The organism is Pseudomonas sp. S3_B08 (assembly GCF_054667725.1).
On the sequence record NZ_CP162750.1, the window covers coordinates 5889610 to 5907495 of the forward strand.

At 59.7% G+C, this 17886-nt stretch carries 20 protein-coding genes; 13 read left to right on the forward strand and 7 right to left on the reverse strand.

All coding sequences use genetic code 11. The features are described from left to right. The first annotated feature begins 9 nt into the window (after nucleotides 1-9). The 5 genes from AB4N73_RS26430 to AB4N73_RS26450 all read left to right on the forward strand — a co-directional run bounded on the left by AB4N73_RS26430 (nucleotide 10) and on the right by AB4N73_RS26450 (nucleotide 3851). Nucleotides 10-1404, forward strand: coding sequence for a PhoH family protein (locus AB4N73_RS26430; RefSeq protein ID WP_024011685.1), 1395 nt, complete (start codon nucleotides 10-12; stop codon nucleotides 1402-1404). Nucleotides 1405-1644: 240 nt separating this feature from the next. After that, on the forward strand, nucleotides 1645-2118 hold the full coding sequence (gene moaC / locus AB4N73_RS26435) for a cyclic pyranopterin monophosphate synthase MoaC (protein WP_256809508.1): 474 nt from the start codon (nucleotides 1645-1647) through the stop codon (nucleotides 2116-2118). Then, nucleotides 2115-2357 (forward strand): MoaD/ThiS family protein, encoded by a 243-nt coding sequence (locus AB4N73_RS26440; RefSeq protein ID WP_016771591.1) that lies wholly within the window; start codon nucleotides 2115-2117, stop codon nucleotides 2355-2357. The genes moaC and AB4N73_RS26440 overlap by 4 nt, the downstream gene beginning before the upstream one ends. A gap of 2 nt (nucleotides 2358-2359) precedes the next feature. Further along, complete coding sequence (moaE, locus tag AB4N73_RS26445) at nucleotides 2360-2812, forward strand: molybdopterin synthase catalytic subunit MoaE (protein ID WP_095180425.1); 453 nt, start codon at nucleotides 2360-2362, stop codon at nucleotides 2810-2812. A gap of 262 nt (nucleotides 2813-3074) precedes the next feature. Continuing rightward, entirely contained in the window at nucleotides 3075-3851 is a 777-nt protein-coding gene (locus AB4N73_RS26450) for an ABC transporter substrate-binding protein (RefSeq protein WP_460142752.1), read from the forward strand. 101 nt (nucleotides 3852-3952) lie between these two features. On the opposite strand, the gene AB4N73_RS26455 is transcribed toward AB4N73_RS26450, so the two are convergent. The 5 genes from AB4N73_RS26455 to AB4N73_RS26475 form a co-directional block, all read right to left on the reverse strand. Then, nucleotides 3953-4579, reverse strand: coding sequence for a helix-turn-helix transcriptional regulator (locus tag AB4N73_RS26455; protein WP_016771588.1), 627 nt, complete (start codon nucleotides 4577-4579; stop codon nucleotides 3953-3955). 84 nt (nucleotides 4580-4663) lie between these two features. Next, the gene (locus tag AB4N73_RS26460) at nucleotides 4664-5791 is read right to left on the reverse strand and encodes an NAD(P)/FAD-dependent oxidoreductase (RefSeq protein WP_353188219.1); all 1128 of its coding nucleotides are present in this window, start codon (nucleotides 5789-5791) and stop codon (nucleotides 4664-4666) included. Between the two features lie 149 nt (nucleotides 5792-5940). Further along, the gene (locus AB4N73_RS26465) at nucleotides 5941-6885 is read right to left on the reverse strand and encodes an ornithine cyclodeaminase family protein (protein WP_460142753.1); all 945 of its coding nucleotides are present in this window, start codon (nucleotides 6883-6885) and stop codon (nucleotides 5941-5943) included. A 117-nt stretch (nucleotides 6886-7002) separates the two neighbouring features. Next, entirely contained in the window at nucleotides 7003-8481 is a 1479-nt protein-coding gene (gene rhlB, locus AB4N73_RS26470) for an ATP-dependent RNA helicase RhlB (RefSeq protein WP_056783067.1), read from the reverse strand. A gap of 96 nt (nucleotides 8482-8577) precedes the next feature. Continuing rightward, nucleotides 8578-9234: an alpha/beta hydrolase gene (locus AB4N73_RS26475; protein WP_460142754.1), complete on the reverse strand. Its 657-nt coding sequence runs from the start codon at nucleotides 9232-9234 to the stop codon at nucleotides 8578-8580. Between the two features lie 468 nt (nucleotides 9235-9702). On the opposite strand from AB4N73_RS26475, the gene AB4N73_RS26480 reads away from it, so the two are divergent. The 4 genes from AB4N73_RS26480 (at nucleotide 9703) to AB4N73_RS26495 (ending at nucleotide 13865) form a co-directional block, all read left to right on the forward strand. After that, nucleotides 9703-10734 carry an amino acid ABC transporter substrate-binding protein gene (locus AB4N73_RS26480; RefSeq protein WP_016771583.1) on the forward strand — a complete coding sequence of 344 codons (1032 nt, stop codon included), beginning with the start codon at nucleotides 9703-9705 and terminating at the stop codon, nucleotides 10732-10734. Nucleotides 10735-10800: 66 nt separating this feature from the next. Next, the gene (locus AB4N73_RS26485; RefSeq protein ID WP_041479500.1) at nucleotides 10801-11982 is read left to right on the forward strand and encodes an amino acid ABC transporter permease; all 1182 of its coding nucleotides are present in this window, start codon (nucleotides 10801-10803) and stop codon (nucleotides 11980-11982) included. A gap of 10 nt (nucleotides 11983-11992) precedes the next feature. After that, nucleotides 11993-13087: an amino acid ABC transporter permease gene (locus AB4N73_RS26490; protein ID WP_016771582.1), complete on the forward strand. Its 1095-nt coding sequence runs from the start codon at nucleotides 11993-11995 to the stop codon at nucleotides 13085-13087. 13 nt (nucleotides 13088-13100) lie between these two features. Beyond that, on the forward strand, nucleotides 13101-13865 hold the full coding sequence (locus AB4N73_RS26495) for an amino acid ABC transporter ATP-binding protein (protein WP_016771581.1): 765 nt from the start codon (nucleotides 13101-13103) through the stop codon (nucleotides 13863-13865). A gap of 57 nt (nucleotides 13866-13922) precedes the next feature. On the opposite strand, the gene AB4N73_RS26500 is transcribed toward AB4N73_RS26495, so the two are convergent. Together AB4N73_RS26500 and AB4N73_RS26505 are read right to left on the reverse strand one after the other, a co-directional pair. Next, the gene (locus AB4N73_RS26500; protein WP_150636205.1) at nucleotides 13923-14411 is read right to left on the reverse strand and encodes a type II toxin-antitoxin system MqsA family antitoxin; all 489 of its coding nucleotides are present in this window, start codon (nucleotides 14409-14411) and stop codon (nucleotides 13923-13925) included. Next, nucleotides 14408-14719 carry a type II toxin-antitoxin system MqsR family toxin gene (locus AB4N73_RS26505; RefSeq protein WP_071174464.1) on the reverse strand — a complete coding sequence of 104 codons (312 nt, stop codon included), beginning with the start codon at nucleotides 14717-14719 and terminating at the stop codon, nucleotides 14408-14410. Before AB4N73_RS26505 ends, AB4N73_RS26500 begins: the two co-directional genes overlap by 4 nt. Before the next feature lie 166 nt (nucleotides 14720-14885). Here AB4N73_RS26505 and AB4N73_RS26510 point away from each other — a divergent pair, with 166 nt between their 5' ends. The 4 genes from AB4N73_RS26510 to AB4N73_RS26525 all read left to right on the forward strand — a co-directional run bounded on the left by AB4N73_RS26510 (nucleotide 14886) and on the right by AB4N73_RS26525 (nucleotide 17843). Further along, the gene (locus tag AB4N73_RS26510) at nucleotides 14886-15545 is read left to right on the forward strand and encodes a FadR/GntR family transcriptional regulator (RefSeq protein ID WP_460142755.1); all 660 of its coding nucleotides are present in this window, start codon (nucleotides 14886-14888) and stop codon (nucleotides 15543-15545) included. Then, complete coding sequence (locus tag AB4N73_RS26515; RefSeq protein WP_041479504.1) at nucleotides 15535-16839, forward strand: CynX/NimT family MFS transporter; 1305 nt, start codon at nucleotides 15535-15537, stop codon at nucleotides 16837-16839. Before AB4N73_RS26510 ends, AB4N73_RS26515 begins: the two co-directional genes overlap by 11 nt. 190 nt (nucleotides 16840-17029) lie before the next feature. After that, the gene (locus AB4N73_RS26520) at nucleotides 17030-17500 is read left to right on the forward strand and encodes a nuclear transport factor 2 family protein (RefSeq protein ID WP_095180432.1); all 471 of its coding nucleotides are present in this window, start codon (nucleotides 17030-17032) and stop codon (nucleotides 17498-17500) included. A 40-nt stretch (nucleotides 17501-17540) separates the two neighbouring features. Next, nucleotides 17541-17843, forward strand: a complete 303-nt coding sequence (locus AB4N73_RS26525; protein ID WP_095180433.1) for a GIY-YIG nuclease family protein — start codon at nucleotides 17541-17543, stop codon at nucleotides 17841-17843. The last annotated feature ends 43 nt before the right edge of the window (nucleotides 17844-17886 follow it).

Consider the following 17886-nt stretch of genomic DNA (forward strand, 5'->3'; position numbering starts at 1 on the left):
TGACCGAGTATGGATGATCACGGACGCAGCCCTTCCTCCAACCAGCCAATCCTGTATGTACTCGATACCAACGTATTGATTCACGATCCAAATGCCCTGCTGAATTTCGAAGAACACCACGTCGCCATCCCGATGACCGTGCTGGAAGAGCTGGACAAGCTCAAGAGCGGCCATCACAGCGTGGCCGCTGAATGCCGTCAGGCGATCCGCCTGATCGACAAGACCCTGGGCGATGCGTCCCCCGAGGACGTCGAACTGGGCGTGCCGATCCAGCGCGGCAAGGGCGGGCCAAAGGGCTTGCTGTCAATTCTGATGAGCAAGCAGGCCGAGTCGAACCTGATTCTGCCCGAGCACCTGAACGACAACAAAATCATCAACCAACTGATTGATCTGCATACCCGCGATCCGCAGAAACCGGTGGTGCTGGTCACCAAAGACATCAACATGCGCCTGAAGGCGCGCGCCTGTGGCATCGACGCCGAGGACTACAGCACCGACCAATTGGTCGATGACGTGTCCCTGCTGCCCAACGGCTACCACAACATGACCGGCTCCTTCTGGGACCGCGTGAGCAAGGTCGAAACCCGTCAGGACCACGGCCGCACCTGGCATCAGGTACAACTGATCGACAACCTGCCGGCCGTGCACATCAACGAGTTCATCATCGACGAACAGGGCTTTGTCGGCTGGATCAAGGAAATCCAGGAAGACCGCCTGCTGATCCTCGACCTGCACCAGGAACCGCTGTTGCATCAGGAGGCGTGGGGCCTGAAGCCGCGCGACATCTATCAGAGTCTGGCGCTGTACGCGTTGCTTGACCCGGACATTCATCTGGTCAACCTGTCCGGCGCCGCCGGTTCCGGTAAAACCATTCTGGCGCTGGCCGCTGCGATCGAGCAGACCATGGTCAGCAAACGTTATCGCCGCATCATCGCCACCCGCAGCGTGCAGGGTCTGGACCAGGAAATCGGCTTCCTGCCCGGCACCGAAGCGGAAAAAATGGAGCCTTGGCTGGGCGCCATCACCGACAACCTCGAAGCCTTGCACATGGATGACGAAAACACCCATGGCAGCGTCGACTACATCCTCAGCAAAGTGCCGTTGCAGTTCAAATCGCTCAACTATATTCGTGGTCGCAGCTTCCAGCAGAGCCTGATCCTGATCGACGAATGCCAGAACCTCACGCCGCACCAGATGAAAACCATCATCACCCGTGCCGGCGCCGGTTCCAAAGTGGTGTGCCTGGGCAACCTGGCGCAGATCGACACCCCATACCTGTCCGCGACCAGCTCCGGGCTGACCTACCTGACCGAACGCTTCAAGGATTTCCCCAACGGTGTGCACATCACCCTGCAAGGGGTGCCTCGCTCGATCCTGGCCGAATACGCCGAATCGCATTTGTAACCCTTCACCCAGAACCGGGTGGCCCTTAAAGCCGCCCGGTTTTTTTATGGATAAATGCATATCTCCTGTGGGAGCGAGCCTGCTCGCGAATGCGGTGTATCAGTCGACATCTATAGTGAATCTGAATCCGCTTTCGCGAGCAGGCTCGCTCCCACAGGGGGCAACGGTGATTTCATAATCAGTGATGCGGATATCTGACCCACAGGTTTACAATCCACGCTCCTGATCAGGAGTAATCCCGTGCTGACTCATCTCGATTCCCAAGGTCGCGCCAACATGGTCGACGTCACTGAAAAAGACGTGACGTTCCGTGAAGCGACCGCTCAAGCGCTGGTGCGCATGCTCCCCGCAACCTTGCAGATGATCGTCAGCGGCGGTCATCCCAAGGGTGATGTGTTCGCCGTGGCGCGCATTGCCGGAATTCAGGCGGCGAAGAAGACCAGCGATCTGATTCCCCTGTGCCACCCGCTGATGCTCACCGGCGTCAAAGTCGAACTCAGCGCCGAAGGCGATGACAGCGTGCGTATCGTCGCCCGCTGCAAGCTGTCCGGGCAGACCGGCGTCGAGATGGAAGCGCTGACCGCCGCCAGCGTCGCCGCCCTGACCATTTACGACATGTGCAAAGCCGTCGACCGGGGCATGACCATCGAAAGCGTGCGTCTGCTGGAGAAAGTCGGCGGCAAGAGCGGCCACTTCCAGGCGGAGCAGCCATGAAACTGACCGTGAAATTTTTTGCCCGCTACCGTGAAGCGCTGGGCGTGGATTCGGTTGCGGTTGAAGGCGATTTCGCCACCGTCGATGACGTTCGCGCACTGTTGGCGCAACGTGATGGCGCCGAAGTGCTGAGCGAGCAGAACCTGATGTGCGCACGCAACGAAGACCTCTGCCAGCTCGACGAGCCAGTAGTTGATGGCGACGAAGTGGCGTTTTTTCCCACCGTCACCGGAGGCTGAACATGACGATTCGCGTGCAGGCCAAGCCGTTTGATCCGGGCGCTGAAGTCAATGCGATGCACGCGGCCAATGTCGGCGTTGGCGCAGTGGTGAGTTTTGTCGGTTATGTGCGCGACTTCAACGACGGGCTCGACGTGGCCGGGATGTTCCTCGAACACTATCCGGGCATGACCGAAAAGGCTCTGGGCAAGATCACTGTCGAAGCCGAGCAGCGCTGGCCGCTGTTGAAACTGGAAGTGCTGCACCGCATCGGCGCGCTGGAGCCGGGCGAACCGATCGTCTTCGTCGGCGCCGCCAGCGCCCACCGCCAGGCCGCGTTCGATGCCTGCGCCTTCGTCATGGACTACCTGAAAACCCGCGCGCCGTTCTGGAAAAAAGAAAACACCAGTGACGGCCCGCGTTGGGTCGAAGGGCGTGACAGTGATCATGCGGCTGCGGATCGCTGGAAGAAGTAGTTTCTGTAGCGCCCTCCGGTCAGTCTTCGCGAGCAGGCTCGCTCCCACAATTGGAAAGCGTTCCCCTGTGGGAGCGAGCCTGCTCGCGAAGGCGTCATCTGTGACACCGAAAATCCTTCCCTCTCTACCCGATTGACGATTTGTACCTGAGAGTCCAGTATGGATTTCCAAGTACAAAAAAGCTTCTGTCTTGCAGCTATCAGCTTGCCGCTTGTAGCTGCTCTTCTTCGCCAAACCAACAACAACCCGCGAGAGAACGAACATGAAGAAACTTCCCCTCATCACCGGTCTGGCTCTCAGTCTGCTGGCTTGCTCCAGCGTCTTCGCCGCCGAGAAAACCCTGCGTATAGGCATCGAAGCGGCCTATCCGCCATTCGCGTCGAAAACCGACAAAGGTGAAATCGTCGGCTTCGACTACGACATCGGCAATGCCCTGTGTGCGCAGATGAAGGTCAAGTGCGTGTGGGTTGAAGGTGAGTTCGACGGGCTGATTCCTTCGCTGAAAGTGAAGAAGATCGACATGGCGCTGTCGTCGATGACCATCAACGAAGATCGCAAGAAGTCGGTGGATTTCAGCCACAAGTACTATTTCACTTCTTCGCGTCTGGTCATGAAGGAAGGCGCTACGGTCGATGATCAGTACGCCAGCCTCAAAGGCAAGAACGTCGGCGTGCAGCGCGCGACCACCACTGATCGTTACGCCACCGAGGTGTTCGAACCCAAGGGCATCAACGTCAAGCGCTACAGCAACAACGAAGAAATCTACATGGACCTGGCGGCGGGGCGCCTCGATGCGATTTTCGCCGACACCATCCCGCTCAATGACTTTCTGTCGATGCCGCGTGGCAAGGGTTATGAGTTTGTCGGGCCGGAGCTGAAGGATCCGAAGTACGTCGGCGAGGGTGCCGGGATTGCCGTGCGCAAGGGCAACGGTGAACTGGTCAGCCAGTTGAACAGCGCCATCGACGGGATTCGCGCGAATGGCGAGTATCAGAAGATTTCCGAGAAGTATTTCAAGTCCGATATCTACGGCGATTGATCAAGCGCTTTCGCGAGCAGGCTCGCTCCCACAGGGGTAACGCATTCCAAATGTGGGAGCGAGCCTGCTCGCGAAGAGGCCAGCGCTAGCGATGCAAATCTTCAGCCCTTCAATTCCTTCAAATGTTTGTACACCGTCGCCCGCCCCATGTTCAGCACATTGGCCACGTAGTTCGAGGCGCTCTTGCCCTTGAACGCGCCCTCGGCGTGCAGCGCCAGCACCAGTTCGCGTTTGTGATCGCGGGTCAGCAGGTTCAGGCTCAACTGCCGCTCGCGCAACCAGGCGTGGAGGAAGGTGTTGATGCGTTCCTGCCAGTCATCACGGAACAGCGAGTCCGGCTGCGGAATCAGCTTGCTCGGCGAGAGAAACAGGTCCAGCGCCGCTTTGGCGTTCTCGAACAGGGAAATATTCAGATTGATGCACAGCACCGCCAGCGGCCGACTTTCGCTGTCACGCAGCACGGTGCTCAGGCTGCGAATTTTCTGACCGTCCCAGTTGAGCTTTTCGTACGGGCCGATGTTCCTGTCGCTGACATCCTCGCTGAGCATGTCTTCCAGTGACGAGTCGTCGCCGATCTCGCGCTTGGACAGGTTGTTGGCGATGTAGTCGACCTTCTGCGTGCGCAGGTCGTGCAGCACCACCTCGGCGTGGGGGAAGAACAGCGTGGCAATGGCGTCGGCGATGGCGCGGAAGTTATCCAGCGCCGGGTCGAATTCGGGGGCAGTCATGACAGTGGAGCTCCAGGCAGCGTCAGCGCCCCTTGTGCCGGGGCGCTGCGAGTGTGCCGCAATCTTTTCGACGAGTCGATGCGATCAAACCAGTCGGGCCGGGGAGAGCATGGCGCTGTCCAGACCGAATTGATGCAGGTGCTCGGGGAATGGCTCGCCGCGCACCAGCGCCGCACTGGCCTGGCCCATCGCCGGCGACGTCTGAATGCCGTAGCCGCCCTGCGCGGCGACCCAGAACAGCCCTGGCACCTGCGGATCAAAGCCGCTGAGCAAATCACCGTCGGCAACGAAACTGCGCAGACCGGCCCAGGTGCGGGTCGGACGGCGGATGGTCAGCGTGGTGGCCTCTTCGATCTGATAAATGCCCATGGCGATGTCGAGTTCTTCCGGCTGCACATCGTGCGGTTCGACCGGATCGGCGTTGGCCGGCGAGCCGAGGAACATGCCGGCGTCGGGCTTCATGTAGAAGGATTCGTCGAGGCTGACCAGCATTGGCCAATGATGAGTGTCAACGCCTTCCGGGCCGGCAAAGATAAATGCGGCGCGGCGTTTCGCTTGCAGACCCAGCGGCTGCGCACCGGCCAGGGCAGCGATCTTGTCGGCCCAGGCACCGGCGGCATTGATAAGCACCGGTGCGGTGAATGTCTCGCCGTTGGTCTGCACGATCCACAGGCCATCGGCATCGCGGCTCAAGCCGAGCACTTCGCAATCGGTGCGCACTTCGCCGTGGTTGCGCCGGATGCCGCGCAGGTAGCCTTGATGCAGCGCGTCGGTGTCGATGTCGCAGGCCGATGGATCGTAGATCGCGCCGTGGACTTTTTCCCGGCGCAGGATCGGCAGACGCGCGCAGGCTTCGTCGGCGCTGAGCAGTTGCATCTGCGGCACGGTGGCTTTGGCGCTGAGGTATTGGTTGTTCAGTTCGGCGGGATCACCGATGAAGTCGACGGTCATTTCGCCGCGCGGGGTCAGCAGCGGGTGCTCGCAAAAGCCGCTCGGAGGACTGTCGAAAAACGCGCGGCTCGCCTGAGTCAGTGCGCGGACCTGTGCGGTGCCGTAGGCGGCGGTGTACAGCGCGGCGGAGCGACCGGTGGAGTGATAGCCGGGATGGGTTTCACGCTCAAGCACGATCACTTTGCCGTGCGGCGCCAGCCAGAACCCGGTGGAAGCGCCGGCAATCCCGCCGCCGATGATGATGAAATCTGCGTGGTTCATGTAGGTCTCCAGTGGGTACGCAATATCAAGGCGTTCGCTAGTCCCTTGTGGGAGCGAGCCTGCTCGCGAAAGCGGTGTATTGTCGACATCTTCGCTGAATGTCAGACCGCATTCGCGAGCAGGCTCGCTCCCACAGGGGATTTTTGGCGTTAGTGGGTTAAGTGATAAACCGCATTGGCGAGGGCAATGTCTTCCAGGCCCAAGCCGATTGAACGGAAGAACACGTGACGGTCGTAACCCGGGCGCTGCACTTTTTCGCTGAGCAAGTCGGCGAGGTCGCCGACAATCGAATCCTTGCTCCAGCCATGCTGTTCGGCGGCAATCAGCATCTCACCTGCCGAACCCGGCGTGGTCAGACGATAGTCGCAGAACACCTGCATGTCGTTGAGGCTTTGCGGCGGTACTTCATGGGCGCGCGGGGCGTTGGTGCTGATCGAGGTGATCAGCGCCGGTTTGCTTAACGTTGCAGGATCAATCACCGGCCCGGCCGACGAGGTGCAGAGCATGATCACATCCGCATCGGCGGTGACGGTCTCAAGGCTGTCGGCAATCTTCACTGACGGCACAATGCACTTCAACTCGGCCTGTGTTTGCGCATCTTCCAGCAGCGATGGCGAATACAGGCTGATGCTCTGCCAGTCGCGCAGCGCTTTGGCGTAGTGCAGATGCGCTTGAGCAACCTTCCCGCTGCCGATGATCGCCAGTCGCTGGGCATTCAAAGGGGCGAGGGCGTCGACCGCCACGGCCGTGGTCGCGGCGGTGCGCGCGATGGTCAGTTCGCCGGCATCGCAGAGCAGCAGCGGCTGACCGGTCTTCGTCGACATCAGCAGGGTCCACGCCGTCACCAGCGCACCCTGCTCACGGACGATGTACGGCGAAGTCTTCACTCCGTACACGCCGTCCTCGGCCAGTACACCCAAGTAGTTGATGAAGTCGCCGGCACCCTGCGGAAACTCGACCCATTGCTGCGCCGGCTGCACGGCGTTCCCGGCCGCCAGATCGCGGAACAGCTTGTGCAGGATCTGCGGCACATCGATACGCGCCAATAGCTCATGGGCCTGGGCTTGATCGATCACATAGGGCGTACTGGACATTTCGCGCTCCGAAACTAAACTTATTTTTCCATTATGGACTTTTAGTTCTGGCGAGCAACCATCGGGCATAAAAAAAGCGCAGTCCGTTTCTGGCTGCGCTTTTTCATATGGCGGGGCTTACTGTGGACGCTTGCGCTCAACCGCACGCAGTAGATGCGTCGGCGGGGTTTCACAGCTGATCTTGCGACCAAGCTTTTCTTCGATCGACGGCAACTGGTAGGAGTCGTCCTCGCCGGCAAAGCTGATCGACACGCCATCGGCGCCGGCACGACCGGTACGGCCAATGCGGTGCACGTAGTCGTCCGGGACTTCCGGCAGCGTGAAGTTGATCACGTGGCTGATGCCGTCGATGTGGATGCCGCGACCGGCGACATCGGTGGCCACCAGCACGCGGATCTTGCCTTCGCGAAAACCTTCCAGAGTCTTGATGCGCTTGTGCTGCGGCACATCACCGGAGAGTTGCGCGGCGTTGATGCCGTCACGCACCAGACGCTCTTCGATGCGGCGTACTTCGTCCTTGCGGTTGGCAAACACGATGACTCGCTCCCAACCGTTATCGTTGACCAGGTTGTAGAGCAGCTTGTATTTGTCGGCAGCGGCCACGGCGTAGATGTGCTGCTCGACGTTCTCGTTGGCGACGTTGGTGATTTCGATTTCGACAATCGCCGGGTCGGTGGTCCATTGCTTGGCCAGATTCATCACGTCTTCGGTGAAGGTCGCGGAGAACAGCAGGGTCTGGCGCTCGGACTTCGGCGGGGTCTGGCGAATGATCTGCCGTACCTGCGGGATGAAACCCATGTCGAGCATGCGGTCAGCTTCGTCCAGGACCATCACTTCGACCATGTCCAGGTGCACATCGCCGCGCTGGTTGAAGTCGAGCAAGCGGCCCGGCGTGGCGACGAGGATGTCGCAATGCCGCGCTTCGAGGTGCTTGAGCTGTTTGTCGAAGTCCATGCCGCCGACGAACGTCATGACGTTGAGGCCGGTGTACTTGGTCAGGTCAGCGGCGTCCTTGGCGATCTGCACCACCAGTTCGCGGGTCGGCGCGATGATCAGCGCACGCGGCTCGCCCATATAGCGCTCTTTCGGCGGCGGCGTCTGCAGCAACTGGGTGATGATCGAGATCAGGAACGCGGCGGTCTTGCCGGTGCCGGTCTGCGCGCGGCCAATGGCGTCTTTGCCGGCGAGGGTGAAGCCCAGCACCTGCGCCTGGATCGGCGTGCAGTACGGAAAGCCCAGGTCCTGGATGGCGTGCATCAGTTCCGGGGCAAGCTTGAAATCGTGAAAGCGGGTTTTGCCTTCCTGTGGCTCGACGACGAAGTCTTCGAGTTTCCATGGAATGACCGGTGCCTTGGGCTTCGGTTCGCGACGCGGTCTGGCCGGTTTCGGCGCTTCGCCGGGTGCAGGCTCTACGGCCATTGGCGCGGCCGCAGCGGGTTTTTCTTCGGGCTTCGGTGCGGCTGCGGGAGCGGGGCGGTCGGCCTGCGGGGCATCGGCGCGATGACCGGGGGCGTGCGACGGCGCACTGGGAACTGGCGCGAGCTGCTCAGCCTCGCTTTTACCGAACATTTTCTTGAGTGCTTTGAGCACGGTCATCTCATCAATTGGTTAAGGAATGTACGCCGGCCAGTGTAATGCAAGAATCGGGCGCGGCGTAGTAGGAGGGATCAATGGGCAGGGATTGGTCGACAATCAGCGCAGTCGTTCGCTCAACCAGACACCAATGTCGCGAATCTCTTCAGGTAACACTTCGTGCTCCATTGGGTATTCCTGCCATGTCACGGTGACACCATGCTTCTTCAAATGCTCGTAAGCACTGCGGCCCATCGAGTTCTGCACCACGTTATCGAACTGGCCGTGCAGCGAGAGCACCGAAATGCGCTGCTGGCTGGCGGATAACTCCATTTCGTCGCTGAATGTCGGTGCGTAAGTCGACAACGCCAGCACGCCACCCAACGGCCCCTGCCATTTCAGAAATGCGGTGTGCAGCACCACTGCGCCGCCCTGGGAAAAACCGGCGAGAAAAATCCGCGAGGCGTCTATTCCGCTGGCGCGCTCGTTTTCGATCAGTTCGATGATCCGCTCTGCCGAGGCTTCCAGCTGGTCACGGTCGATCGCTCTGGCCGGGCTCATGGCCTTGATGTCGTACCAGCTGGGCATGGCATATCCGCCATTTATCGTCACTGGACACGTCGGCGCCTGCGGCAGCACAAAGCGCGTGCTCAGCAGGCTTTCCTGCAACGCCTCGGCCACCGGCAGGAAGTCGTAACGGTCGGCGCCGAGGCCGTGCAGCCAGATCACGCAGGCGTCTGCGGGCTTAACAGGCTGAAGAATCAAGGGCTCGGTCATGTCTGCTCCAAAAATGTGCGGGCGCTCTCATTGAGTGCGTCATTGAAGTGCGCGCCCGGTTGATCCGTTAACAAGATGTCGCAAGGTTACAAGTTTAGCTATTGACGTGTCGCGCAATCACTTTCGCAAGCGGTGTGGTACGGCGTTTGCTATGGAGGTTTGCGTACGAAGCGTCCTACGCGTGGCGGTAACACTATCAGTGTCAGTCGCGTGATGGGATAGCAACGAATCCGGTGATGGATGTTCGCCAATGGCCGCTACGGGCTTAGCGAACGTGAAAGGGCTACAGCCCGTTCGGCCGATTGGTGAGAAGTGAGTGATCCATGATGTGGATTTTCTCCTACTAGACTCATAGCGAAGGTCTTACGTCGGTTGACCCCAAAAAAAGCCAACACGGGTCAACAACGCCTCAAAAGGGTGCGACTGGACTCAAGCTCCGACACAACAAGAGCAAAACTGGAGGTTTGAATGAAGATGTTGAAATCCACTCTGGCGGTCGTGACTGCTGCAGCAGTACTCGGCGTCAGCGGGTTCGCTCAGGCGGGTGCAACCCTGGATGCGGTACAGAAAAAAGGTTTCGTGCAGTGTGGCGTGAGCGACGGTCTGCCGGGCTTCTCGGTACCGGATGCGACCGGCAAGATTCTCGGCATCGACGCCGACGTCTGCCGCGCTGTGGCCGCAGCCGTTTTCGGCGACGCCAACAAGGTCAAGTTCAGCCAGTTGAACGCCAAGGAGCGCTTCACCGCGCTGCAGTCCGGCGAGATCGACATCCTGTCGCGCAACACCACCATGACCAGCTCCCGTGACGCGGGCATGGGCCTGAAATTCCCGGGCTTCATCACCTACTACGACGGCATCGGCTTCCTGGTAAACAACAAGCTGGGCGTGAAAAGTGCCAAAGAGCTCGACGGCGCTACCATCTGCATCCAGGCCGGTACCACCACCGAGCTGAACGTTTCCGACTACTTCCGTGGCAACGGTCTGAAATACACCCCGATCACCTTCGACACCTCCGATGAAAGCGCCAAGTCGCTGGAATCCGGTCGTTGCGACGTGCTGACCTCCGACAAGTCCCAGCTGTTCGCCCAGCGCAGCAAGCTGGCCTCGCCGAAGGACTACGTGGTTCTGCCGGAAACCATTTCCAAAGAACCACTGGGTCCGGTCGTACGTAACGGCGACGACGAGTGGCTGGCCATCGTGCGTTGGGTCGGCTACGCGCTGCTCAATGCCGAAGAAGCCGGCATCACTTCGAAGAACGTCGAAGCTGAAGCCAAGTCCACCAAGAACCCGGACGTGGCCCGTATGCTCGGTGCTGACGGCGAATACGGCAAAGACCTGAAACTGCCGAAAGACTGGGTTGTGCAGATCGTCAAGCAGGTCGGCAACTACGGCGAAATCTTCGAGAAAAACCTCGGCAAGAGCACTCCGCTGGAAATCGACCGTGGCCTGAACGCCCTGTGGAACAACGGCGGCATTCAGTACGCACCACCAGTGCGCTAATGGTTCTATCGCCCGGCGGGCCAACCGCCGGGTGATGTTCTTGTTCCATTTCTTCCGGGGCACTTCATGCAAAATTCTATCGGCGCACCAAAGCAGAGGCTCAGCCTCAGCGATCCACGAGTGCGTGCGTGGCTATTCCAGATCATCACCGTTGTGGCGGTGATCTCGCTTGGCTGGTACCTGTTCGACAACACGCAAACAAACCTTCAGCACCGGGGTATCACTTCCGGTTTCAGCTTTCTGGAGCGCAGTGCCGGGTTCGGCATCGCTCAAACCCTGATCGACTACACCGAAGCGGACAGTTATGCGCGGGTGTTTGTCATCGGCCTGCTCAACACCCTGTTGGTGACATTTATCGGCGTGATCCTGGCGACGATCCTCGGTTTCATCGTCGGCGTGGCGCGGCTGTCGCAGAACTGGATCATCGCCAAACTGGCGACGGTGTATGTGGAAGTGTTCCGCAACATTCCGCCACTGCTGCAGATCCTGTTCTGGTACTTCGCGGTGTTCCTGACCATGCCGGGGCCGCGCAACAGCCACAACTTCGGCGACACTTTCTTCGTCAGCAGCCGTGGCCTGAACATGCCGGCCGCACTCGCCGCTGACGGCTTCTGGGCGTTCGTGATCAGCATCGTGCTGGCCATCGTCGGCATCGTGCTGATGTGCCGCTGGGCCAACAAGCGTTTCGAAGAAACCGGCGTACCGTTCCACAAGTTCTGGACCGGCCTGGCGATTGCGCTGGTGATCCCGACCTTGTGCGCGTTGATCTTCGGCGCTCCGCTGCACTGGGAAATGCCCGAGCTCAAGGGCTTCAACTTTGTCGGTGGCTGGGTGCTGATCCCGGAACTGCTGGCGTTGACCCTCGCACTCACCGTGTACACCGCAGCGTTCATCGCCGAGATCGTGCGTTCCGGGATCAAGTCGGTCAGCCACGGTCAGACCGAAGCGGCGCGTTCCCTCGGCCTGCGCAACGGCCCGACCCTGCGCAAGGTGATCATCCCGCAAGCCCTGCGCGTGATCATTCCGCCGCTGACCAGCCAATACCTGAACCTTGCGAAGAACTCCTCGCTGGCAGCCGGTATCGGTTACCCGGAAATGGTTTCGCTGTTCGCGGGCACGGTGCTCAATCAGACCGGGCAGGCCATCGAAGTGATTGCCATCACCATGAGCGTGTACCTGGCGATCAGTATCAGCATTTCCCTGCTGATGAACTGGTACAACAAGCGCATTGCGCTGATCGAGCGGTAAGGAAAAGCGCATGAGTACTCATACTTTCAAACCCGACATGCCTCCACCGAACAGCAGCATCGGCGTGGTGGCGTGGATGCGCGCGAACATGTTCTCCAGCTGGCTCAACACCCTGCTGACGCTGTTTGCGTTCTACCTGATCTACCTGGTCGTGCCACCGATTCTCAGCTGGGCGATCGTCGACGCCAACTGGGTCGGCACCACGCGCGCCGACTGCACCAAGGAAGGCGCCTGCTGGGTGTTCATTCAGCAGCGTTTCGGCCAGTTCATGTACGGCTACTACCCGACCGAGCTGCGCTGGCGCGTTGATCTGACCGTGTGGCTGGCGGTCATTGGCGCAGCACCGCTGTTCATCTCGCGCGTGCCGCGTAAAGCGGTGTACGGCCTGAGCTTCCTGGTGCTGTACCCGATCATTGCCTTCACTTTGCTGCATGGCGGTTTCGGAATGACCACCGTGCCGACCAGCCAGTGGGGCGGCCTGATGCTGACCCTGGTGATCGCCACCGTCGGCATCGCCGGGGCGTTGCCGCTGGGTATCGTGCTGGCGCTGGGACGACGTTCCAACATGCCGGCGATTCGTGTGGTCTGCGTGACCTTCATCGAGTTCTGGCGCGGCGTGCCGTTGATCACGGTGCTGTTCATGTCCTCGGTAATGCTGCCGCTGTTCCTGCCTGAAGGCATGAACTTCGACAAGCTGCTGCGGGCGCTGATCGGCGTGATCCTGTTTCAGTCGGCGTACGTCGCCGAGGTGGTGCGTGGCGGTCTGCAAGCGATTCCCAAAGGTCAGTACGAAGCGGCTGCGGCGATGGGCCTCGGTTACTGGCGTTCGATGGGCCTGGTGATTCTGCCGCAAGCCCTGAAGCTGGTGATCCCGGGCATCGTCAACACGTTCATTGCGCTGTTCAAGGACACCAGCCTGGTGATCATCATCGGTCTGTTTGACCTGCTCAACAGCGTCAAGCAAGCCGCCGCCGACCCGAAATGGCTGGGCATGGCCACCGAAGGCTACGTGTTCGCCGCCCTGGTGTTCTGGATTTTCTGTTTTGGTATGTCGCGCTATTCCATGCATCTGGAACGCAAGCTCGACACTGGCCACAAGCGTTAGGAGTTCTCTGTAAATGAGCGAAGCAATCAAAAAGCCTGTGGGTCCGGAAGGCATCATCCAGATGCAGGGCGTGAACAAGTGGTACGGCCAGTTTCACGTGCTGAAAGACATCAACCTCAATGTCAAACAAGGCGAGCGTATCGTCCTGTGCGGCCCGTCGGGTTCCGGCAAATCGACGACGATTCGTTGCCTCAATCGTCTGGAAGAACACCAGCAGGGCCGCATCGTCGTCGACGGCGTGGAACTGACCAACGACCTCAAGCAGATCGAAGCGATCCGCCGCGAAGTCGGCATGGTGTTCCAGCACTTCAACCTGTTCCCGCACCTGACCATTTTGCAGAACTGCACCCTGGCGCCGATGTGGGTGCGCAAGATGCCCAAGCGCAAGGCCGAAGAAATCGCCATGCATTACCTGGAGCGCGTACGCATTCCGGAGCAGGCGCACAAATATCCGGGGCAGCTTTCCGGCGGTCAGCAACAGCGTGTGGCGATCGCCCGCGCCTTGTGCATGAAGCCGAAAATCATGCTGTTCGACGAGCCGACTTCAGCGCTTGACCCGGAGATGGTGAAAGAGGTTCTGGACACCATGATCGGTCTGGCCGAAGACGGCATGACCATGCTCTGCGTGACCCACGAAATGGGCTTCGCCCGCACCGTGGCCAACCGCGTGATCTTCATGGACAAGGGCGAAATCGTTGAGCAGGCCGCGCCGAACGACTTCTTCGACAATCCGCAGAATGATCGGACCAAGTTGTTCTTGAGTCAGATTTTGCATTGATGTCCGTCAGGCACTGAAACAAACCCGGACTCAGTTCCGGGTTTGTTTTATCTGGGCTCATCTGGCCAGAACAGGTTCCCGCTCCGGGTAACGAGTTTCCAGAAGTTGTTTGAGACCGTCGTCTGCGTGAAGTGCCTGAATTTCCTCTAGCAGATCGGGATGACGATCCAGAAGCCGCATCAGTGTGAACAACGGCTGCGGCGGAGCCAGTTCGCCGCGTTCATATCGTGAAAACGCATTATGCCCACCTCCTGACAGCCACTTCACCGCACTTCTTTGAGTGAGATGGAGCTTTCGGCGAATACGCTTCATTTCGGTACCGATCAGCCGAAGTACGTCTTCGAGTAATTGATCGCCGGCATCTACGTAGCGCTCGGCACTGTCGGTACCACTGTCAAAAATGATTTCGCCACAGACCCTGCACTCCCAGCCGGCGAGAAGGTGTACGGGCCGCGAAAACTGTTTGTAATTGACGTCGAGACTGCGATCTTGAAAGTGGTGCATTGCGTGTTCGGTGCCGCAACTCAGGCATTGCCTCTTGCTCATGTGTTTTTCTCCTTGAAGGAGATCACCGGAGAACCACCGCTCGTGCAGTAGGTCACTTTGATGTAGATCTCCCGATTTCGAAACGATACGTGATAGACGTCGTGCCAGTTACGATGGTTGGAATAAGAGGTCATGGATTTGTAGAGCATCCGCCGCTCAAGCGTTGCCACAACCTGCATCATCACTTTCCATGACATGCCCATGTCCCGGCCTGTCTCAAGTGCATAACGTGTAAAGGCTTCTTTGCCTCGTCTAATTACTTCGGCCTTCACGACTGCCAAGTCGTAATGGGGTGTGTTCTTTTCCATAAGAAGCCAAAACCCTGTCCCTGAAATTACCCTTAAAGGGTAATTTTGACCAATTGAAAATGCCGCTCCATGTGTCTCCGATTGACCCTAGGTGGTTGCCGTCCTACATGGGTCTGACTAACATGTCGGAAAATTCATCCTATGATTGGATGAAAAGGCGAGGCACATGTCAGATATTTCCCCTTTGATCAAGCGATCCCTGGTCGATCAGGCTTTGGATCAACTGCGTCAGCGCATCAACAACGGTGCGTGGCAAGTCGGCGAGCGTCTGCCGACCGAGCCTGAGCTGTGCGCCGAGCTGGGCATCAGCCGCAACACCGTGCGCGAAGCCATGCGTGTTCTGGCATTTTCCGGTCTGATCGAAATTCGCCAAGGCGACGGCAGTTATTTGCGCGCCGTGGTCGATCCGCTGGATACGCTGAAGGCGTTGTCCCGCTGTTCCCTGGAGCAGGCTCGGGAGACCCGACACATCCTTGAAGTCGAGGCCATCGGCCTGGCGGCGTTGCGTCGTACCGATGACGATCTGGCGGCCCTGCGCGAAGCGCTCGGCACCAGCGGCAGCCACTACCATGGTGATCTCGACACTTACATCGCCTGCGATCTGGTGTTCCATCGCCGACTGGTCGACGCCGCGCACAACCCGACCCTCAGCGAGCTGTATCGATATTTCTCCAGCATCGTCGGCGCGCAATTGCGCCAGACCTTGAATATCTCCCCGCGCCGTCAGGAAGTGTTCGATCTGCACATCGACTTGCTCGATGCGGTCGAGCAACGCGACCCGGAACGGGCCAAAGCCTTGTCGAGGCAGTTGATCAATGAACCTTGAAACCGAGAAATCCATGCCCCGCAGTGAGTTATCCACAGCGTCGAAACGCACCCCCGAACTTGAAGAGCTGCTGATCGATGCCGAGGCTGATGACGAGCAGGTCCAGCAAAGCCACCCATTGGTAAAACGCCCGTGGCTGTTGCTGCTCGGCTTGATTCTGGTGGCGCTGAACCTGCGCCCGGCGTTGTCGAGCATGGCGCCGTTGCTCAGCGAGGTCTCCAGCAGTCTCGGACTGTCTGCGGCGCAGGCGGGATTGCTGACCACGTTGCCGGTGCTGTGCCTTGGCCTGTTTGCGCCGCTGGCGCCGATTCTGGCGCGGCGTTTCGGTGCCGAGCGCGTGGTGCTGGGAATTCTGCTGACGCTGGCCGGCGGGATTATCCTGCGCAGTAATTTCGGCGAGATCGGCCTGTTCGCCGGCAGCGTGCTTGGCGGCGCCAGCATCGGCATTGTCGGCGTGCTGTTACCGGGCATTGTCAAACGCGATTTCGCCAAACATGCCGGGACCATGACCGGCGTCTACACCATGGCGCTGTGCCTGGGCGCAGCGATGGCGGCGGGTTCGACCGTGCCGCTGAGTGAACACTTCGGCAACAGCTGGGCGATGGGCCTGGGGTTCTGGGTGATTCCGGCATTGGTGGCCGCGGTATTCTGGCTGCCACAAGTCGGCTCCAAACATGGCGCACACAACGTCGCCTATCGCGTGCGCGGGTTGCTGCGTGATCCGCTGGCCTGGCAGGTGACCTTGTACATGGGCCTGCAATCGTCGCTGGCCTACATCGTATTTGGCTGGTTGCCGTCAATCCTCATCGGGCGCGGGCTGACACCGACTCAGGCCGGATTGGTGCTGTCCGGTTCGGTGATCATTCAACTGGCCAGTTCGCTGGCCGCGCCGTGGCTGGCGACCCGGGGCAAGGATCAGCGCCTGGCGATTGTCGTGGTCATGGCGCTGACCCTGGCCGGCCTGTTCGGCTGCCTGTACGCACCGATCGAAGGTCTGTGGGGCTGGGCGATTCTGCTCGGACTGGGGCAGGGCGGCACGTTCAGTCTGGCCCTGACCCTGATCGTGCTGCGCTCGCGTGATTCCCATGTCGCGGCGAACCTGTCGAGCATGTCCCAGGGGTTTGGCTACACGCTGGCGTCCATGGGGCCGTTTGCCGTGGGCGTGGTGCATGACTGGACCGGCGGCTGGAATGCCCTGGGCTGGATCTTCGGCGTTATCGGCGCTGGTGCGATCCTGGCCGGGCTGGGTGCCGGGCGGGCGTTGTATGTGCAGGTGCAAAGCGAAAAGATCTGAATGCACTGGTTGCAAATGTGGGAGCGAGCCTGCTCGCGAAAGCGGTGTTTCGGTCAACATGGATGTTGAATGTTGAATTGCCTTCGCAAGCAGGGTCGCTCCCACAAAGGTTTTGCGTATTGCCGATAGTGTTTCTGCGCGCGGCAGATTATGGTGCTGGCAATCTGTACCTATTTCTTTGGAGATTGCCTTGAGCGAAGCCCATAGCGCCCTGATCACCCGCTTCTACCAAGCCTTTCAGCGCCTTGACGCAGAAGCCATGGCCGCCTGCTACACCGATGATGTGGTCTTCAGCGATCCGGCCTTCGGCGAGTTGCGCGGGCGCGATGCCGGCGACATGTGGCGCATGCTGACTACCCGCGCCAGGGATTTTTCCCTGACTTTTGACAATGTCCGCGCCGACGAGCGCACCGGCGGCGCGCATTGGGTGGCGACTTACCTGTTCAGTCAGACCGGCAACGTCGTGGTCAACGACATCCAGGCGCGCTTCGTCTTCCGGGACGGCAAGATCTGTGAGCACCACGACCACTTCGATCTGTGGCGCTGGTCGCGGCAGGCGTTGGGTTTCAAAGGCCTGCTGCTGGGCTGGACGCCGCTGGTGCGCAACGCGGTACGTGCCCAGGCGCGCAAGGGACTGAAGGCATTTCAGGCCGGGCGCTGATAAGATCGCCGCCTGTTTTCCTACACGTTCAGATCCCGAAGTGACCAGCCTTAGCGAAAAATCCGTCGATGCTGCCGAACCAGTGAGTAAATCCTGGTTCGTCTACCTCGTGCGTGCCGCCAATGGCTCGTTGTATTGCGGAATCAGCGACGACCCCGTACGCCGTTTCGCCAAGCACCAGAGCGGCAAGGGAGCGCGGTTCTTTCTTTCCAGCCCGGCGATGGCGTTGGTCTACACCGAACTGTGCCGTGACAAAAGCGATGCCCTGCGACAGGAACGGCTGATCAAGAAACTCAAGAAGAGCGCCAAGGAATGCCTGGTCGCGTCTTATCAATCTGACTGATTGGTTCCCATCAGGCAGATCGGTAGGCCTGTCAGGCAATGCG